Source organism: Rhizobium sp. CCGE531 (assembly GCF_003627795.1).
Classification (GTDB): domain Bacteria; phylum Pseudomonadota; class Alphaproteobacteria; order Rhizobiales; family Rhizobiaceae; genus Rhizobium.
In genome coordinates this window covers 2744731-2759940 of the sequence record NZ_CP032684.1, presented here as the reverse complement: position 1 = coordinate 2759940, position 15210 = coordinate 2744731, and the positions used below count along the sequence as shown (strand labels likewise).

Below are 15210 nucleotides of genomic sequence, written 5' to 3'. Positions count from 1 at the left end.
ATGTGGTTTTAGTGGCAGTAGCGAAAGCCGCCGTTCCTTTCGATGACATCGAGATGGAAATGGGTTTCGTGGGCTGCGTCGCTCTCCGGGTCGAGGACGGTGGTGAAATAGAGGCAGGCGGAGGCGCTGGCTGCGCGCTGGAATGCGCCTGTCATCGTCGGATCTTCGCGCCGAGGCTCGATTGCGATGATCTTGCCGTTCTCGAAGGTAAAGCTTGCGACATCGATGGCATTGCCGCGGGCATGCTCCGAGATCTTGCCGGTGGAGGCATTGTTGCGCAGGCGGCAGACATAGGTCGAAGCCTGGTTGACGGTGACGATCTTGCCGTCGTCCAATGCCGCGGCCGATGGGATCACGCTCTCCTTCATCCATTGGGCCAAGGCCAGGGCTGCTTCACAGCGCATCTCCCCTTCAGGTTTGAACTCGATACCGGGCAGCGGCGAAGCAAGCGAGATCGGCTTGTCGATGCCGCAGCCGTTGCCGTCGTCGATGCGGGGAATTTCCTTGAAGGTTGCTTCCATCGCGGTCAGTTCCTTCAGGCATGCCTGGTGTTCCTCATCCGGTTCGGTGGCGACGGTCAGAGGTGGGCGAGGGGGACCTTGCATCTCGCCCGTCGTCTGCTCCTCTGGCTGGGTTGCCGGTTTTTCCTCCGGTTCAGCACTCGGCTTTTCCGCCGGAACGACAGGTTTGTCCGGAGATGTGACAGGCTTCTCTGCCGGGATCGGCGGCGCGCCGCTTGGCTGTGCCTGTTCCTGATCCGGCTTTTGTTCTGGTATCGGGCCGGTCTGCGGAAGAGAAGCGGCCATGAGTAGGGTGACGGCGGAGGTTAGTGAAATGGTTCTAAACAACATCAAATAATTCAGCCAATTCTAATGATGGTGTCGCTAGAACGCTTGAGATCGCGATTTCGTTGCAATTCAGCAACGTTCGTCTCTCACCTTTAAACATGATAATTTTATTCATGATTATCGGAGCAATATATATTGACAATAATACTCATGTTTTTTATGCGGCAGAAAGAAGGCGGAATATTTCCGTCTCATTGACAAAACTAACCTAGCCAGCCCCTTGCCTGCATTCGACGCAGCAACCAGCCAGCCCGGTAAAGCCTTCGAAAGGAATGGTTATGGTTGTCCGGCGCTCACGCTCGGTTCTTTTGGCATGCACAACGTTTCTCGCTCTCGGGCTGGCAACGACTTCTTTTGCGCAAACAGCCGCTCAAAATGAAGACGCGGCGGGCGAGGCCGCCAAGGGCGACCGCGTTACCAATCTGAAACCGATCGTGGTGAAGGGGAAGGGCAAGGCCAACAAGGATGCGCTTGCCGACTCCCCGACCGCCAGCGAGACGACGGCCAAGGACATCGACGACAACCAGATTACGCGTATCGAGGACTTGGGCCGCAGCACGGAAGTCGGCGTTGGCTTCAATCGCACTACCGGCGGCGTCAATATTCGCGGCCTCGGTGATGACCGCGTGCTGACGACGGTCGACGGCATCCAGATTCCTTTTCTTCTCGATGCGTCTCGCGACTCCGATGGTGGTATTAACAGCTTCGATTTCAACGCGCTTTCCAGCGTCGACGTCGTGCGCGGTGCCGATTCGAGCCGTGCCGGTTCGGGGGCTCTCGGCGGCGCCTTCGTGCTGCGCACGCTGGAGCCGGAAGATCTGATCACGCCCGGCTCCACCTGGGGCGGCGTCTTCAAGTTCGGTTACAATGGCGACGACCGCAGCGTCGGCGGCGCAGCAGCCGTTGCCAAGCGTATCGACAATACGGCCGTTCTCTTTCAGGGTGGCTACACGCATGGCCACGAGCTTGAGAACAATGGCGATGTCGGCGGCTATTCGACCAAGCGTACCGAAGCGAATCCGGCCGATTACAATCAGAGAAGCGGCCTGTTCAAGATCCGCCAATATACCGATGTCGGCACCTTCGGCATTACGGCCGAGCACTACAACAAGGACAAAGACACCGATCTGATGACCCTGCAGAGCCCGACCGGAAACTTCCGTCCCGGCAACTACAATGGGACAGACAATATCGAGCGCAATCGTGTGTCGCTCGATTACAAGTATGAAGCCGATAGCGCCGATTCGTTGCTTGATACTGCCAATGCCGTTTTCTACTGGCAGAATCTCGTGCGTGAAACCGGTACTGTAGGTTACCGGTACACTTCCGTTATCGGCGACTATTCTCGCCTCAATGAAATGGAAGACCGCAGTATCGGCTTTAGCGGCAACGCATCGAAGTCTTTCGACACCGGCAGCCTGCATCACGAGGTCACTTTCGGTCTCGATGTCGCGTTCGACAAGGTTCATCAGTATTCGGCCGGTAGGGATAGCTGCAGCAATCCGCGTTGGCGCGCTACTTGTGCATTCCTGCATACCAACCAGTCCGACATGCCCGATATCGACGGCAAGCGCGTCGGCGCCTTCATCGACGACAAGATCGAGTTGGGCTCCAGCAACTTCTATCTGACGCCGGGCTTGCGCTTCGATTGGTATGATTACTCGCCGAAGAACACGGCTGCCTATCGTGACAGCGCCAACTACAATGGCCTGCCCCCGGGGCAATCCGACAGCCGCTTCTCGCCGAAGCTGCGTGCATCCTATCAGCCGCAGGACAATGTCGAGCTCTATGCGCAGTGGGCGATGGCCTTCCGCGCGCCTAACGTCAGCGAGCTCTACGTGAACTACGGCGTGCCCGGTGGCTACGTCAACATCGGCAATCCCGACCTGAAGCCGGAGACCAGCAACGGCATCGAGATCGGCACCAATCTCGGCGATGACGATTTCGGCGGCCATGTCGGTGCGTTCTATAACAAGTACAAGAACTTCATCGACACATTGAACTATCGCGATCCGACCGGCACCTATCCGCTTGGGATTACCGAATACTTCAACCGCGCCAACGTCCGAATGTTCGGCATCGAGGTCAATGCGCACAAGAAGTTCGACAACGGCATCCACGTCAAGGGCGCGCTTGCCTATGTCAACGGCAAGGATTCCGACACCGGTCAATGGATCAATTCTGTCGCTCCGGCCAAGGCAGCCTTCACCGTTGGCTATGCGACCGAAGTCTGGGGAACGGACCTGACCTTCATCACTGCGGCTCGCGAGGCGAAGAAGACGGGCGATACCCTGCAGACCCCTGCCTACGGTATATTCGACCTCACAGCCTGGTGGGAGCCGGAGCAGGTGAAGGGCCTCAGCATTCGCGGCGGCGTCTACAACATCTTCAACAAGACCTATTACGACGCTCTCAACGCGCCGTCCTACAGCGGCACGCTAACCCAGCCTGCTTCCTATTATTCCGAGCCCGGCCGGACCTTCAAGCTAACACTGACGCAGCGGTTCTAAGCTGTTACTTCGATGCAGCTCACTTGGGCGATGCTTCGGCATCGCCTCTTTTTTCCCTCCTGCATGGCATCCGGCGATCCGTGCAATTGTAAATGGCGGCGTCCGGTGCTATTCGAACCACGTAGTCTTTAACCGCCGAGAGAGAAGAGAGGAGGACCCTATGACCAAGATAGTCTGGCATATTCGCCAGTTCGGTCCGACTCGTGCCCTGCAGATGCGTTTGCAGGGCTGATCAGAGGCTGTTACTCACTCATTCCTTCTGGTCTGCCCCCTTGGGCGACGTGAGCCTGCGTATCCGCACGGCCGCGTCATGACATGTTTTCGAGCAATGGCCGATATGGCCATCGACATCGACGTAGCGCGGCAAGGAACCGCCGGCGATGTCTGGGGAAGCTCGATCGAGACCGGAAAAGACCATGACTCTGATCAATCTCCGTAACCTGGGCGTCACCATGAGTGCGCCGCTGTTTTCCAACCTCAACTTCACCGTGGATGCCGGCGATCGCGTCGGCATCGTCGCCGCGAACGGACGCGGAAAGACCACATTGCTCAACTGCATCGCGGGCAGGCAGGAGCCGACCACGGGCGATATTACCCGCGCCCGCGGCCTCCGCGTCGGCTATGTCGAACAGAATGTGCCGGCAAGTCTGCTGGATGTTTCCTTCTGCGATGCCGTCCTGTGTGCTTTGCCGAAAGAGCAGATCGCGAGCGAGAGCTGGCGCGTCGATGTCACTCTCGATTCGCTCGATGTACCCGCGGCGATGCGGGAGAGGACGCTGGCTCAGCTCAGCGGCGGCTGGCAGCGGCTTGCCATGCTTGCCCGCGTCTGGGTGACCGAGCCCGACATGCTGCTGCTCGACGAGCCGACCAACCATCTCGATCTTGCCAAGATCGCGCTGCTGGAGGACTGGTTGAACGCCTTGCCGCGTGACGTGCCTGTCATCATCGCCAGCCACGACCGTGCCTTCCTCGATGCCGTCTGCAACCGGACCCTCTTCCTGCGTCAGGACCAGCCGCAGACCTACGCCCTGCCGTATAGCCGGGCGCGGGCGGCGCTGGACGAGGTCGATGCCTCCGATGAGCGTCGTTACCAGAAGGAAATGAAGACGGCGCAGCAGCTGCGCAAGCAGGCCGCCAAGCTCAACAATCTCGGCGTCAACTCGGGCAGCGATCTGCTGACGGTCAAGACGAAGCAGTTGAAGGCGAGGGCCGAGAGGCTGGAGGACAGCGCGAGACCGGGCTACCGCGAACGCTCCTCCGGCTCGATCAAGCTCGCTAATCGCGGCATCCAGGCCAAGGTGCTTCTGACGCTGGAAGATGCTGCCGTGACGACGCCTGACGGCACGCTTCTCTTCAAGACGGGCCAGCAGTGGATTTGCCAGGGCGATCGCATCGTGCTGCTCGGGCAGAATGGCGCGGGCAAGACGCGGTTCGTCGAGATGATCCGCAGGGCGATTGCTGATCCGTCTGTCGGCGGCGCAATCAAGCCGACGCCGTCTCTGGTGCTCGGCTACAGCGATCAGGCACTCTCCAATCTCGGTCAGAAGGACACGCCGCTCGGCATGATCACGCGTCTGTTCGAGCTCGGTGAGCAGCGCGCCCGTACTCTGCTGGTCGGTGTCGGTATCGGCATCGACATGCATGGACGGGAGATCGGCCGCCTGTCCGGCGGGCAGAAGGCGCGGCTTGCCATGCTGGCGTTGCGGCTCACCAATCCCAACTTCTACCTCCTGGACGAGCCGACCAACCATCTGGATATCGATGGCCAGGAGGCACTGGAGGGCGAGCTGACGGCAAGTGAGGCAAGCTGCCTTCTCGTTTCGCACGATCGCAGCTTCGTGCGATCGGTCGGCAATCGCTTCTGGCTGATCGACCGGAAACGGCTGGTCGAGGTTGATGGGCCGGAAGACTTCTTCGAAGCGGCGGGAATGGGGTGAAGGGGAGCCGGCCCTGGCGGACGAGATGCTCCAAGCCCAAGGGCTGGCTTCGTATGGTAGGGAATTATCTCGCCTCTGGTGAGTGAACGGGATGGAGCGACCTTCAAACCTTAAGGCTGTAGCCCAATCCTCAAAGTCAAAGCACACGCTTAACTGACACTACGTTCATGGTCCGAACTTGTTCAACCGCTAGCTAAGGTATGCCCAAATAGCGCAGGCAAAACGTACGCCGGCGAAGGTCACGCCTATAAGGGGTATGGTACTAAGAAGGGCAACCTCCTTGGAACGAACAAAATTCGTGTTTGGCGTGCGTGATGGTAGAATGGCCATGGTGTACGCGGTACTGCACAAGGCAATCACTGCAAAGACCGCCGCTGTTCTCAAATGGGCCACAGTGAACATTTCGAGCTTCTCTGGCGTGAGAGCGACAAATGCGCCAACACCAGCAACGATGATCGAAGCAGTCGTGAGAGCACCATTGAGCTGTGCAAGAATGACCGTCGCACCAAGATTTCGCTCATCCTCATTGTCTTTTTCGCCAGGCGGCGTATAGCCGCTCCATGCAGCAAGAACGCTTCTGAACCAAAGGATGCCCAGTATAGCGTCGAGAACGGGCCACTTTGCGAGAAACAAAGCTATGTTGGCGAGAGACTCTGGCATCTACTTGCTACCGGTCAGGCTTTGGGCGTCGAAGACACTCTTATAATATTGGTCTGGTTGCGTCGGAAGGTCCCCACCAGATGCAGCGTAGGCGACCGTCCCCAATTTTTCTATGCGATCGGGAAGGTCTTTCGCTGATGGCCCTACCGCTTTGAGTATAGCTTCCCTGACAGTTGCATTGTAGAAAGCAGCCTCTTGGAAAGGCCACGATTTTTCGACTAATGGCGGTTTATTAGTTGGCCAGATGCATTGGATCGATAGAGCGGCAAGAAAGTCCACGTCATTTGGTTCCTTTCGATCGTGACTGTTTGCGACTGTGATTGCCACTTGGTTGACGGCTGCTAAAAAGCCGAGGTATCGCCCAGCATCATTCGGTTCTGCCTTATTCCAATCGATATCCAGACGCTTGGCGATGGGAAACTCCAAGGCAAGCTTTTGAAGCTGTTCCGGAATGATTATCGGGCCATTCTCTTGAGCCGTCGCGGCTCCCGGAATGAAAGATGCTACGAAAATGATTGCGCTGACGAACTGATTTCTCATTAGGTCCCTACCTTCCTCTCAATATTTTGCCATGCGTGATGACACTGCAACGATTTGATCGCTTGTCATGAGAATAGCGTCCTATGCAGGGCGAAAAGCATTGACGGTTTTGTACTCAAAAAATGATACGGGCGGCGACGCTCAAAGAGTCAATTGCGAAGATTTATCCTTGATGCTTGCCGTAGCTTGCCTATGGTTTAACATATTCTATATATTCCGAGTATAATTAACTGTAGAGCGGTTTTGGATTTCACTCAGATATATCAGTCGTCGCATCAATGGTTATTCGTATAATTTGCTAGATTAGCTTGTTATGGCGCCGGTTCGGGTATTGAGTGGCTAATATTGGTTGTAAGTTTGACAGCGCGCAGCTTCAAGAACCTCACTCCTCGTATCTCCCTTAGAAAACTTTCCTTCCATCTTCCGCTTGCGCATCGCGGCATCTCACGCTAACAATTCCCGCCATGAACATGTCCTTGAACAACATTGCAGTTTGGTGGTGGGCTCGCTGAGGCGGCCTCGACCAATCGTGTTCAAAGACCACGAGTGAGCCGCCCGAGATTTCGAGGCGGCTTTTTTGTTATAAAGGCCGCCTGTCATCCGGGCCCGATAACGGAGTGAGGAACAATGGTAACGATCCTTCGGGATGATGGTGCGGAAATCTATGAGACGAAGGGCGGCATCACCGTCACCCGGCAGCGTCGGTCGACGCCCTATGCGGATGCGGTTTCGTCCTATATCGACAAGCTCGACGAGCGCCGCGGCGCCGTCTTCTCCTCCAATTACGAATATCCCGGCCGCTATACGCGTTGGGACACCGCTGTCGTCGATCCGCCGCTCGGCCTGTCCTGCAACGGGCGCGATGTCTGGATCGAAGCCTATAACGAGCGTGGCGAAGTCATTCTTGGCTTCATCACGGAGAAGCTGAAGACGGTTTCCGAACTGATGCTCGGCGCTTTCACGGACCGCCGGCTCGAGCTCACTGTAAAGACGCCGGATCGCGTCTTTACCGAGGAGGAGCGCTCGAAGATGCCGACGGTCTTCACGGTGCTGCGCGCCGTGACCGATCTATTCTATTCGCAGGCCGATGCCAGCATCGGCTTCTATGGCGCTTTCGGCTACGATCTGGCGTTCCAGTTCGACGCGATCGATCTGAAGCTCAAGCGCCCGGACGACCAGCGTGACATGGTGCTTTACCTGCCGGACGAAATCCTGGTGGTGGATAACTATTCCGCCAAGGCCTGGATCGATCGTTACGATTTCGCCAAGGGCGGCATCTCCACCGAAGGCAAGTCCGGCGAAATAGCATCCGAGCCGTTCCGCCACACCGACGCCATTCCGCCGAAGAGCGATCATCGCCCTGGCGAATATGCCGAACTGGTGGTCAAGGCGAAGGAGAGCTTCCGCAAGGGTGATCTCTTCGAAGTCGTGCCCGGTCAGAAGTTCATGGAGCGCTGCGAGAGCAAGCCGTCCGATATTTCCAAGCGGCTGAAGGCGATCAACCCTTCGCCCTATTCCTTCTTCATCAATCTCGGCAATCAGGAATATCTCGTCGGCGCATCGCCCGAAATGTTCGTGCGCGTTTCCGGCCGCCGCATCGAGACCTGCCCGATCTCGGGCACGATCAAGCGCGGCGACGATCCGATCGCCGACAGCGAGCAGATCCTGAAGCTCCTGAATTCCAAGAAGGACGAGTCCGAGCTGACCATGTGCTCCGATGTCGACCGCAACGACAAGAGCCGCGTCTGCGAGCCGGGTTCGGTCAAGGTCATCGGTCGCCGGCAGATCGAGATGTATTCGCGCCTTATCCACACGGTCGACCATATCGAGGGACGCCTGCGCGACGACATGGATGCTTTCGACGGCTTCCTCAGCCACGCCTGGGCCGTCACCGTCACCGGCGCGCCGAAGCTTTGGGCGATGCGCTTCATCGAGAGCCACGAGAAGAGCCCGCGCGCCTGGTATGGCGGCGCGATCGGCATGGTCGGCTTCAATGGCGATATGAACACCGGTCTGACGCTGCGCACCGTTCGCATCAAGGACGGCATTGCCGAGGTGCGCGCCGGCGCGACGCTGCTCAACGACTCGATCCCCGAGGAAGAAGAAGCCGAAACCGAACTGAAGGCCTCCGCCATGCTTTCCGCCATCCGTGATGCCAAGACCGGCAATTCCGGCAAACAGCAACGTGACGTCGCCTCCGTCGGCAAGGGGGTGAAGATCCTGCTCGTCGACCACGAGGACAGCTTCGTCCATACGCTCGCCAATTATTTCCGCCAGACGGGCGCGACGGTTTCGACCGTGCGCACGCCGGTGCCGGAAGAGGTCTTCGACCGGCTGGACCCGGATCTGGTCGTGCTGTCGCCGGGTCCCGGCAATCCGAAGGACTTCGATTGCAAGGCGACCATCAAGAAGGCGCGGGCGCGCAACCTGCCGATCTTCGGCGTCTGCCTGGGCCTGCAGGCGCTTGCCGAAGCCTATGGCGGCGAGTTGCGCCATCTGGCGATCCCGATGCACGGCAAGCCCTCGCGCATCCGCGTGCTGGAGCCAGGCCTGGTCTTCTCCGGTCTCGGCCGCGAAGTGACGGTCGGCCGCTATCACTCGATCTTTGCCGATCCGTCGAGCCTGCCGCGTGATTTCACGATCACGGCCGAAAGCGAGGACGGCACGATCATGGGCATCGAGCATGTGAAGGAGCCGATCGCGGCCGTGCAGTTCCACCCGGAATCGATCATGACGCTCGGCGGCGATGCCGGCATGCGGATGATCGAGAATGTGGTGGCGCATCTGGCGCGGCGGTGAAGACGAAGGCCGCCTGAGGCGAGAGCCTGTAGTCCCGGAATTTGGATACCCCATGCACTCGGAAAAAGTGCGTGGGGTATTTTTCTGCCTTGAAAGAGCCACCAAACCGCAGAAGAGATTTGCGGTCGGTGGGGGCTGTCAGTCGGTGATTTCAAGAATATTCAAGGGCGTTTTCTTCGCCGTGCTTATCGTCGTGACGCTCGCTGGTCTCGGCATCCTCGTGCCGCGGCCGCTCTGGCACGACGAGGCGGCTGCACGCACCGGGCGCGCCCAGCAAATCCTCATGCTCAGCAACCCCATCCATACGGATATCGCCATCCCCGTCGATGGTGATCTCCTGAGCCGATTCGCATTCCTGCGGACCGCCGGGCTTGATCTCAACAATCCGAACCTGCGCTATCTCGTCTTCGGCTGGGGCGGCCGGAGTTTCTATACGGAGACGCGGACATGGGCTGAGTTGAAGGCCGGCCCTGTGTTGAAGAGCTTCGCGCTGGACCGTTCCGTCATTCATGCGGAACTGGCGGGCGATATTCCGCTGGATGCTTCGGCTGTCACCGTCATCAACATCGATGCCGAAGGGCTGGAACGGCTCAAAAGGTTCATTCTTGCCAGTTTCGAACAGTCAGATGGCGGGCCGGTGGCGCTACCTGGCAGCAATTACGGACCGAATGATGCGTTCTTCGAAGCGCGGGGATATTTCAATGCGCTCATGGGATGCAATACCTGGACGGCTGCTGCATTGAGACAGGCGGGTCTGACCTCGGGCTTTTGGACGGCGTTGCCTGTAATGCTGCGCTTGTCTCTACGCCTGCATAATGAGGATGGGCGATTTGCTGCAAGCCATGCTCTGCCGTGACGTGGTTTGACTTGCCGTAGGTTGCAGCCTAGTCTTTGCTTCGTTCCTGTGGGGCACATCGGCATTGGGGCCGAAAGGGCTAAGCCTGCCCGCTGATTGTCCTCAGCAGGAGTCTGCCCATGCCAACCCTCGATACTTACCGTAAACAAGCCAAGCTCTTGATGCGCTGGCACCGTGATCGTGATTATTCCATTGGCGGGAGAGTTCGAACGCTCGATCGTTTCCGCGCGCTGACGGATCGCGAGATCCTGGCAATGAAATTCCCCCTGACGCTGGCGCAGGAGATCGTTGCGGTCGAAGCGGGCCACGGGAGCTGGGCCGAATTGAAGGCCGTGGCCGTGGATGCGCCGAAGATGCCGGCCCAATCAACGAAACCGCCGGTTTTCAAGAGTGTGGTGCCGATCCTTTTCGTGCGGGACGTGACCGCAAGCGCGGCCTTCTTCAGGGAGAAGCTCGGTTTCGCGGAGGAGTTCTTGCATGGGGCGCCGCCGTTCTATGGCGCGGTGTCGCGTGACGGCATCTGTATCCACTTGCGGCTTGTCTACGAGCCTTATTTTGCCGCTGCTGCGGCGAAGGAGGGGTCGCTCATCCTCGCTTCGATCGAGGTTTCGAATGTCCAGGGACTATTCGAGGAGTTCAAGAAGAAAGGCGTCGAGTTCGCGCAGCCGCTCACCAAGCAGGCATGGGGCGGCACCGATTTCCATGTGCGCGACCCGGATGGCAACGTGATCTCGTTCGTCGCATTCAGATCGTGACGGTTGGATTCGCCGAGGGCTGCCGGAAAGCGGCGGCCCTTACATGTCGTCGCAGTCCTGCCAGCCTTCCTCGAAGACCAGCTTGTCGAGCGGCAGGCGCTCGCGCCATCCCTTCACGGCGAGCTCCGGCATGTCGTAGAGCTCGTCGACATAGCCGACGCAGAGCCATGCGACGATCTTGACGTGCTCGGGTATGCCGAGGATCGCCTTGATGGCGTCCTCGTGGAAGATGCTGACCCAGCCGACGCCGATGCCCTCGGCTCGTGCGGCCAGCCATAGGTTCTGCACGGCGCAGACAGTCGAATAGACATCGGTGTCCGGATTATGCGTACGGCCAAGCACGACGGGGCCGCCGCGCTTGGTATCGCAGGTAATGCAGATGCTGAGCGGCGCTTTGCGGATGCCCTCGAGCTTCAGCCGTTGATATTGCGCGCGGCGATCGCCCTCGAACATCGCGCAGGCTTCCTCGTTGGCCTGGTGGAACGCCTGCCAGACGCGCTCGCGCGTCTCCGGCTGACGGATCAGGATGAAGTTCCATGGCTGCATGAATCCGACCGACGGCGCCGAGTGGGCTGCCTCGAGCAAGCGCCTGACGAGATCGTCGGGCAGGAGATCCGAGCGGAACTGGTCGCGCACGTCACGGCGGGTTTCGATGGCACGATAGACGGCGCTGCGCTCTTCTTCAGAGAATGCACCCGCCACGACCAGGTGCTCTGACGGGCTGGCGTGGGTGTCAGCAGTCAGAGGCGCAGCATCGGCAGCATTTTCAAGATCAGACATATTCAACCATGGTTTCGTAAGAGCGACGGTTCCTCGGCCGAGGCTGCCGACCCTTGCACATCGGGCTGATGCCCAGCTTAGTGCGCAATCACGAGCGAAATTACCAGCATGATTTTCCACAGGCGAGTGCGTAATCGGCTTCCAATTGTCGCGGAACGGCGGTTTGCGCCAAATCTTGCTCATGCTTCGGCCCGAACCCCAAGGCTGCGCTTCGTTCAATCCGCGTATCAAGGATGAATTGCCATGCGGAAAAAGACACTTCCTTTGACAAATGCGGCGCTGTGCATCATATGAACGTCAACAAACCGCCTGCGCGAAACTCGCGCGGGCGGTTTTGCATTTCAATGGCGCTTTTCTTGCAATTCATTCGCATGAGCAGGCGTGGAAGACACTGGAGAAGGGCATGAACAGTCAGGGAAACGATACGATCAGGCGGCTTGCCCTGTGGGGTATTCCCCTGTCGCTCGGTGTCATGGGGCTGAAGATACTGGCCTGGTGGCTGACGGGCTCGGTGGCGCTTCTGTCCGACGGGCTTGAATCGCTCGTCAATGTCGTTGCGGCCTTCATCGCCTTCTTCGTCATCCGCTACGCGCAGAAGCCGGCTGATCACGACCATCCCTTCGGCCACCACAAGGCGGAATATCTGTCCGCGGTCACCGAAGGCGTGATGATCGTCGTTGCGGCGGTGATGATCGTGCAGGAAGCGGTCGGGCACCTCGGCAACCCGCAGCCGATGCAGGCGCCGGTGCTCGGTCTGGCAATCAACTTCGTCGCAGGCGTGATCAACGGCATCTGGGCCCTGACGCTGATCCGCGCGGGTAAGGCGCACCGCTCGCCGGCACTGACGGCGGACGGTCAGCACATCATGTCCGACGTCTATACCTCGATCGGCGTTCTCATCGGCCTGTTGCTGGCGCTCGGCACCGGCCAGCCGATCTTCGACCCTGTGCTTGCCATTCTCGTTGCCATCAACATTCTCTACCAGGGCTGGAGGGTCATCTCCAGTTCGATCGACGGGTTGATGGATAAGGCCGTGCTGCCGGAGGAGGAGGAGACCATCAAGGATGCGATCGCCAGGAACGCGGAGGGGTCGCTTGGCGTTCATGATCTGAAGACGCGCAGGGCGGGGGCTGTCACTTTCGTCGATTTTCACATGGTCGTGCCGGCTGCCATGCCGGTCCGCGATGCGCATCGCATCTGCGACCGCCTTGAAGATGCCATACGGGCGATCCATGCGGGGGCAGAAATAACCATTCACGTGGAGCCGGAGGGCGAGAAGGCCCATGGCATCCGCGTCAAAGTGATCAAGGAGACATAGATGCCAAAGACCGATGTGTCCGGCCTGTCGATGCTCGGCAACCAGACGGAAACCGCCAGAAATCCCGAAGAAGCGGTTCTGGAGAAGGTGCCGTCCGGCCACGCCGGTACCGATTATGTCGTGCGCTTCACCGCGCCCGAATTCACTTCGCTCTGCCCGATAACGGGACAGCCCGATTTTGCCCATATCGTCATCGACTACATTCCGAACGAGTGGCTGGTGGAATCGAAGTCGCTGAAGCTTTTCCTACATTCCTTCCGCAATCACGGCGCATTCCACGAGGATTGCTCGATCTATATCGCAAAGCGGCTGGTGGATCTGCTGCAGCCGAAGTGGCTCCGCATCGGCGCCTACTGGTATCCGCGCGGCGGCATTCCGATCGATGTTTTCTGGCAGACCGGCAAGCCGCCGGAAGGCGTCTGGCTGCCGGATCAGGGTGTGCAGCCCTATCGCGGCCGAGGCTGAATTGAAAAAGCCGCCATCCGGGGATGGCGGCTTTTTCATCGGCTCGACGATTGGCTTCAAGCAAACGAGCTGTCGTCGCCGCTGTTGTCGAACGAATCGTCATTGGCGTCGTCCTGAGCGTCCTGGGCAGCGTCCTGGGCGTAATCGGCCGCGCTCTGATCATTCTGATCGCTATTGTCGTCATTGCCGAAATAGTTGTTGTTGATGATTGTTTCCTGAACGGGCTGTTCGGCTGGGTTGGCTGCCGCCGTGCCGCCGAAGAGGCCGCCGAGACCACTGCTTGCCGCCGTGCCGCCGAGATGCGGGCTGAAGAGGCTGGAGAGCGATTCCGCCAGCATCACGCCGCCGGCGACGCCGGCTGCCGTGCCAAGCGCACCGCGCAGGAAGCTACCGCCGGCCGAAGGGGCCGCTGCCTGCTGGCTCCATGGGCCTGACGGCTGCGGCTGCGGCTGGCTTGCCCAGGGGCCGGGCTGAGGCTGAGGCGCGTTGCGGGCATAATCGTCATAAAGGCGGCCCTGCTGTTGCGGATTGCCGCCCTGCGGAGCGGCGGTGCGCTGTTGCTGGCCGCCGCCGAAGAGCGAGCCTATCCCGCCCAGGAAGCCACCGCTCTGGCCCTGCGGATGATTGTCGGCGCCTTGCTGCTCGAGCTCGTGCACGCGCGCCTCAAGCTGCTGGATGCGATCGGCGGCCGCCTTCATGCCCTGTTCCTGCATGATGACGGCCTGCGCCAGGAAATAGGGCGCATAGGGCTGGTCGCGGACCGTCTGGTTGATAAAGGCCTCAGCATCGGCGTCGCGCTGGGTATTGGATGCCGTGCGGACGCGATCGAAGAGAGAGGTGAGCAATTGACGTTCTTCAGGCGACATGATGGCCTCCTTGGCTATCTGTTGCTGTAAATTCGGGGCGCGATCCTCGACCGCGCTGACCTGACGTAATATCCAATCTCGGCTTTTCAAAGCCATTCAAGTTACATTTCGGTAATCCGCAACCATAAGACCATGTTCCCCAGCGCTATTCCCGCCTTGTCTTTTTCCAGCATTGTTTTACGCATTGAGTCGCACTATGTGCGGTGAACGACGCATCATGCTGGAGAGTTGAATGAACGACGAAGACGAACAGGAAGACAAGAAGACCGAGCTGCCTTTGGGCAAGGACGCGGAGGCGAATCTTTTCAAGTCGCGTTCGATCTTCATCTATGGCGGCATCACGCAGGAACTGGCGCTGAAGGTCTGCTCGCAGCTCGTAGCACTTGCCGCCGCCAGCGACGAAGACATCCGCATCTATGTGAACTCGCCCGGCGGCCACGTCGAGTCAGGCGATTCCATTCATGACATGATCAAGTTCATCAAGCCGAAGGTCTGGATGATCGGCACGGGTTGGGTCGCTTCCGCCGGTGCGCTGATCTATGTCTCTGCTCCGAAGGAGCGCCGCATTTGCCTGCCGAACACGCGCTTCCTGCTGCATCAACCGTCCGGCGGCACGCGCGGCATGGCCTCCGACATCGAAATCCAGGCACGCGAGATCATCAAGATGAACGAGCGCCTGAACAAAATCTTCTCGGAAGCCACCGGCCAGCCGATCGAAAAGATCGCCAAGGACACTGACCGCGACTACTGGCTCTCCGCCGAGGAAGCCAAGGCCTACGGCCTGGTCTCGCGCATCGTGATCTCCCAGGCGGATATCTGATCTAGCGGTTTGTCTGTTGAAATTCAGCGCCCTCGCTTGCCGGAAGGCAGGCGAGG

At 59.1% G+C, this 15210-nt stretch carries 13 protein-coding genes; 8 read left to right on the top strand and 5 right to left on the bottom strand.

Annotated features, from left to right (window positions below; translation table 11 throughout):
- Nucleotides 1-8: 8 nt before the first annotated feature.
- Nucleotides 9-851, bottom strand: a complete 843-nt coding sequence (locus CCGE531_RS13475) for an extensin family protein (RefSeq protein ID WP_120664613.1) — start codon at nucleotides 849-851, stop codon at nucleotides 9-11.
- 275 nt (nucleotides 852-1126) lie between these two features.
- Here CCGE531_RS13475 and CCGE531_RS13470 point away from each other — a divergent pair, with 275 nt between their 5' ends.
- Both CCGE531_RS13470 and CCGE531_RS13465 read left to right on the top strand, forming a co-directional pair.
- Nucleotides 1127-3358 (top strand): TonB-dependent hemoglobin/transferrin/lactoferrin family receptor, encoded by a 2232-nt coding sequence (locus CCGE531_RS13470; RefSeq protein ID WP_120664612.1) that lies wholly within the window; start codon nucleotides 1127-1129, stop codon nucleotides 3356-3358.
- A 416-nt stretch (nucleotides 3359-3774) separates the two neighbouring features.
- Entirely contained in the window at nucleotides 3775-5295 is a 1521-nt protein-coding gene (locus tag CCGE531_RS13465) for an ABC-F family ATP-binding cassette domain-containing protein (RefSeq protein WP_120664611.1), read from the top strand.
- A 189-nt stretch (nucleotides 5296-5484) separates the two neighbouring features.
- Here the strand turns inward: CCGE531_RS13465 and CCGE531_RS13460 are convergent, their stop codons facing one another.
- Nucleotides 5485-5955 carry a hypothetical protein gene (locus tag CCGE531_RS13460; protein ID WP_120664610.1) on the bottom strand — a complete coding sequence of 157 codons (471 nt, stop codon included), beginning with the start codon at nucleotides 5953-5955 and terminating at the stop codon, nucleotides 5485-5487.
- The gene (locus CCGE531_RS13455; protein ID WP_120664609.1) at nucleotides 5956-6495 is read right to left on the bottom strand and encodes a hypothetical protein; all 540 of its coding nucleotides are present in this window, start codon (nucleotides 6493-6495) and stop codon (nucleotides 5956-5958) included.
- Between the two features lie 627 nt (nucleotides 6496-7122).
- Between CCGE531_RS13455 and CCGE531_RS13450 the strand changes: the two genes are divergently transcribed.
- The 3 genes from CCGE531_RS13450 to CCGE531_RS13440 all read left to right on the top strand — a co-directional run bounded on the left by CCGE531_RS13450 (nucleotide 7123) and on the right by CCGE531_RS13440 (nucleotide 10905).
- The gene (locus tag CCGE531_RS13450; RefSeq protein ID WP_120664608.1) at nucleotides 7123-9294 is read left to right on the top strand and encodes an anthranilate synthase; all 2172 of its coding nucleotides are present in this window, start codon (nucleotides 7123-7125) and stop codon (nucleotides 9292-9294) included.
- Nucleotides 9295-9475: 181 nt separating this feature from the next.
- Nucleotides 9476-10150 (top strand): TIGR02117 family protein, encoded by a 675-nt coding sequence (locus tag CCGE531_RS13445; protein ID WP_245459155.1) that lies wholly within the window; start codon nucleotides 9476-9478, stop codon nucleotides 10148-10150.
- Between the two features lie 119 nt (nucleotides 10151-10269).
- Nucleotides 10270-10905, top strand: coding sequence for a glyoxalase superfamily protein (locus tag CCGE531_RS13440; protein WP_120664607.1), 636 nt, complete (start codon nucleotides 10270-10272; stop codon nucleotides 10903-10905).
- A gap of 39 nt (nucleotides 10906-10944) precedes the next feature.
- On the opposite strand, the gene bluB is transcribed toward CCGE531_RS13440, so the two are convergent.
- On the bottom strand, nucleotides 10945-11685 hold the full coding sequence (gene bluB, locus CCGE531_RS13435) for a 5,6-dimethylbenzimidazole synthase (RefSeq protein ID WP_245458846.1): 741 nt from the start codon (nucleotides 11683-11685) through the stop codon (nucleotides 10945-10947).
- A 403-nt stretch (nucleotides 11686-12088) separates the two neighbouring features.
- Between bluB and CCGE531_RS13430 the strand changes: the two genes are divergently transcribed.
- Together CCGE531_RS13430 and queF are read left to right on the top strand one after the other, a co-directional pair.
- Entirely contained in the window at nucleotides 12089-13003 is a 915-nt protein-coding gene (locus tag CCGE531_RS13430; protein WP_120666818.1) for a cation diffusion facilitator family transporter, read from the top strand.
- Nucleotides 13004-13468 carry a preQ(1) synthase gene (queF, locus tag CCGE531_RS13425; protein ID WP_120664606.1) on the top strand — a complete coding sequence of 155 codons (465 nt, stop codon included), beginning with the start codon at nucleotides 13004-13006 and terminating at the stop codon, nucleotides 13466-13468. It begins immediately after the preceding gene.
- 56 nt (nucleotides 13469-13524) lie between these two features.
- Here the strand turns inward: queF and CCGE531_RS13420 are convergent, their stop codons facing one another.
- On the bottom strand, nucleotides 13525-14334 hold the full coding sequence (locus tag CCGE531_RS13420; protein WP_120666816.1) for a DUF2076 domain-containing protein: 810 nt from the start codon (nucleotides 14332-14334) through the stop codon (nucleotides 13525-13527).
- Between the two features lie 232 nt (nucleotides 14335-14566).
- On the opposite strand from CCGE531_RS13420, the gene CCGE531_RS13415 reads away from it, so the two are divergent.
- The gene (locus CCGE531_RS13415) at nucleotides 14567-15154 is read left to right on the top strand and encodes an ATP-dependent Clp protease proteolytic subunit (RefSeq protein ID WP_120664605.1); all 588 of its coding nucleotides are present in this window, start codon (nucleotides 14567-14569) and stop codon (nucleotides 15152-15154) included.
- The last annotated feature ends 56 nt before the right edge of the window (nucleotides 15155-15210 follow it).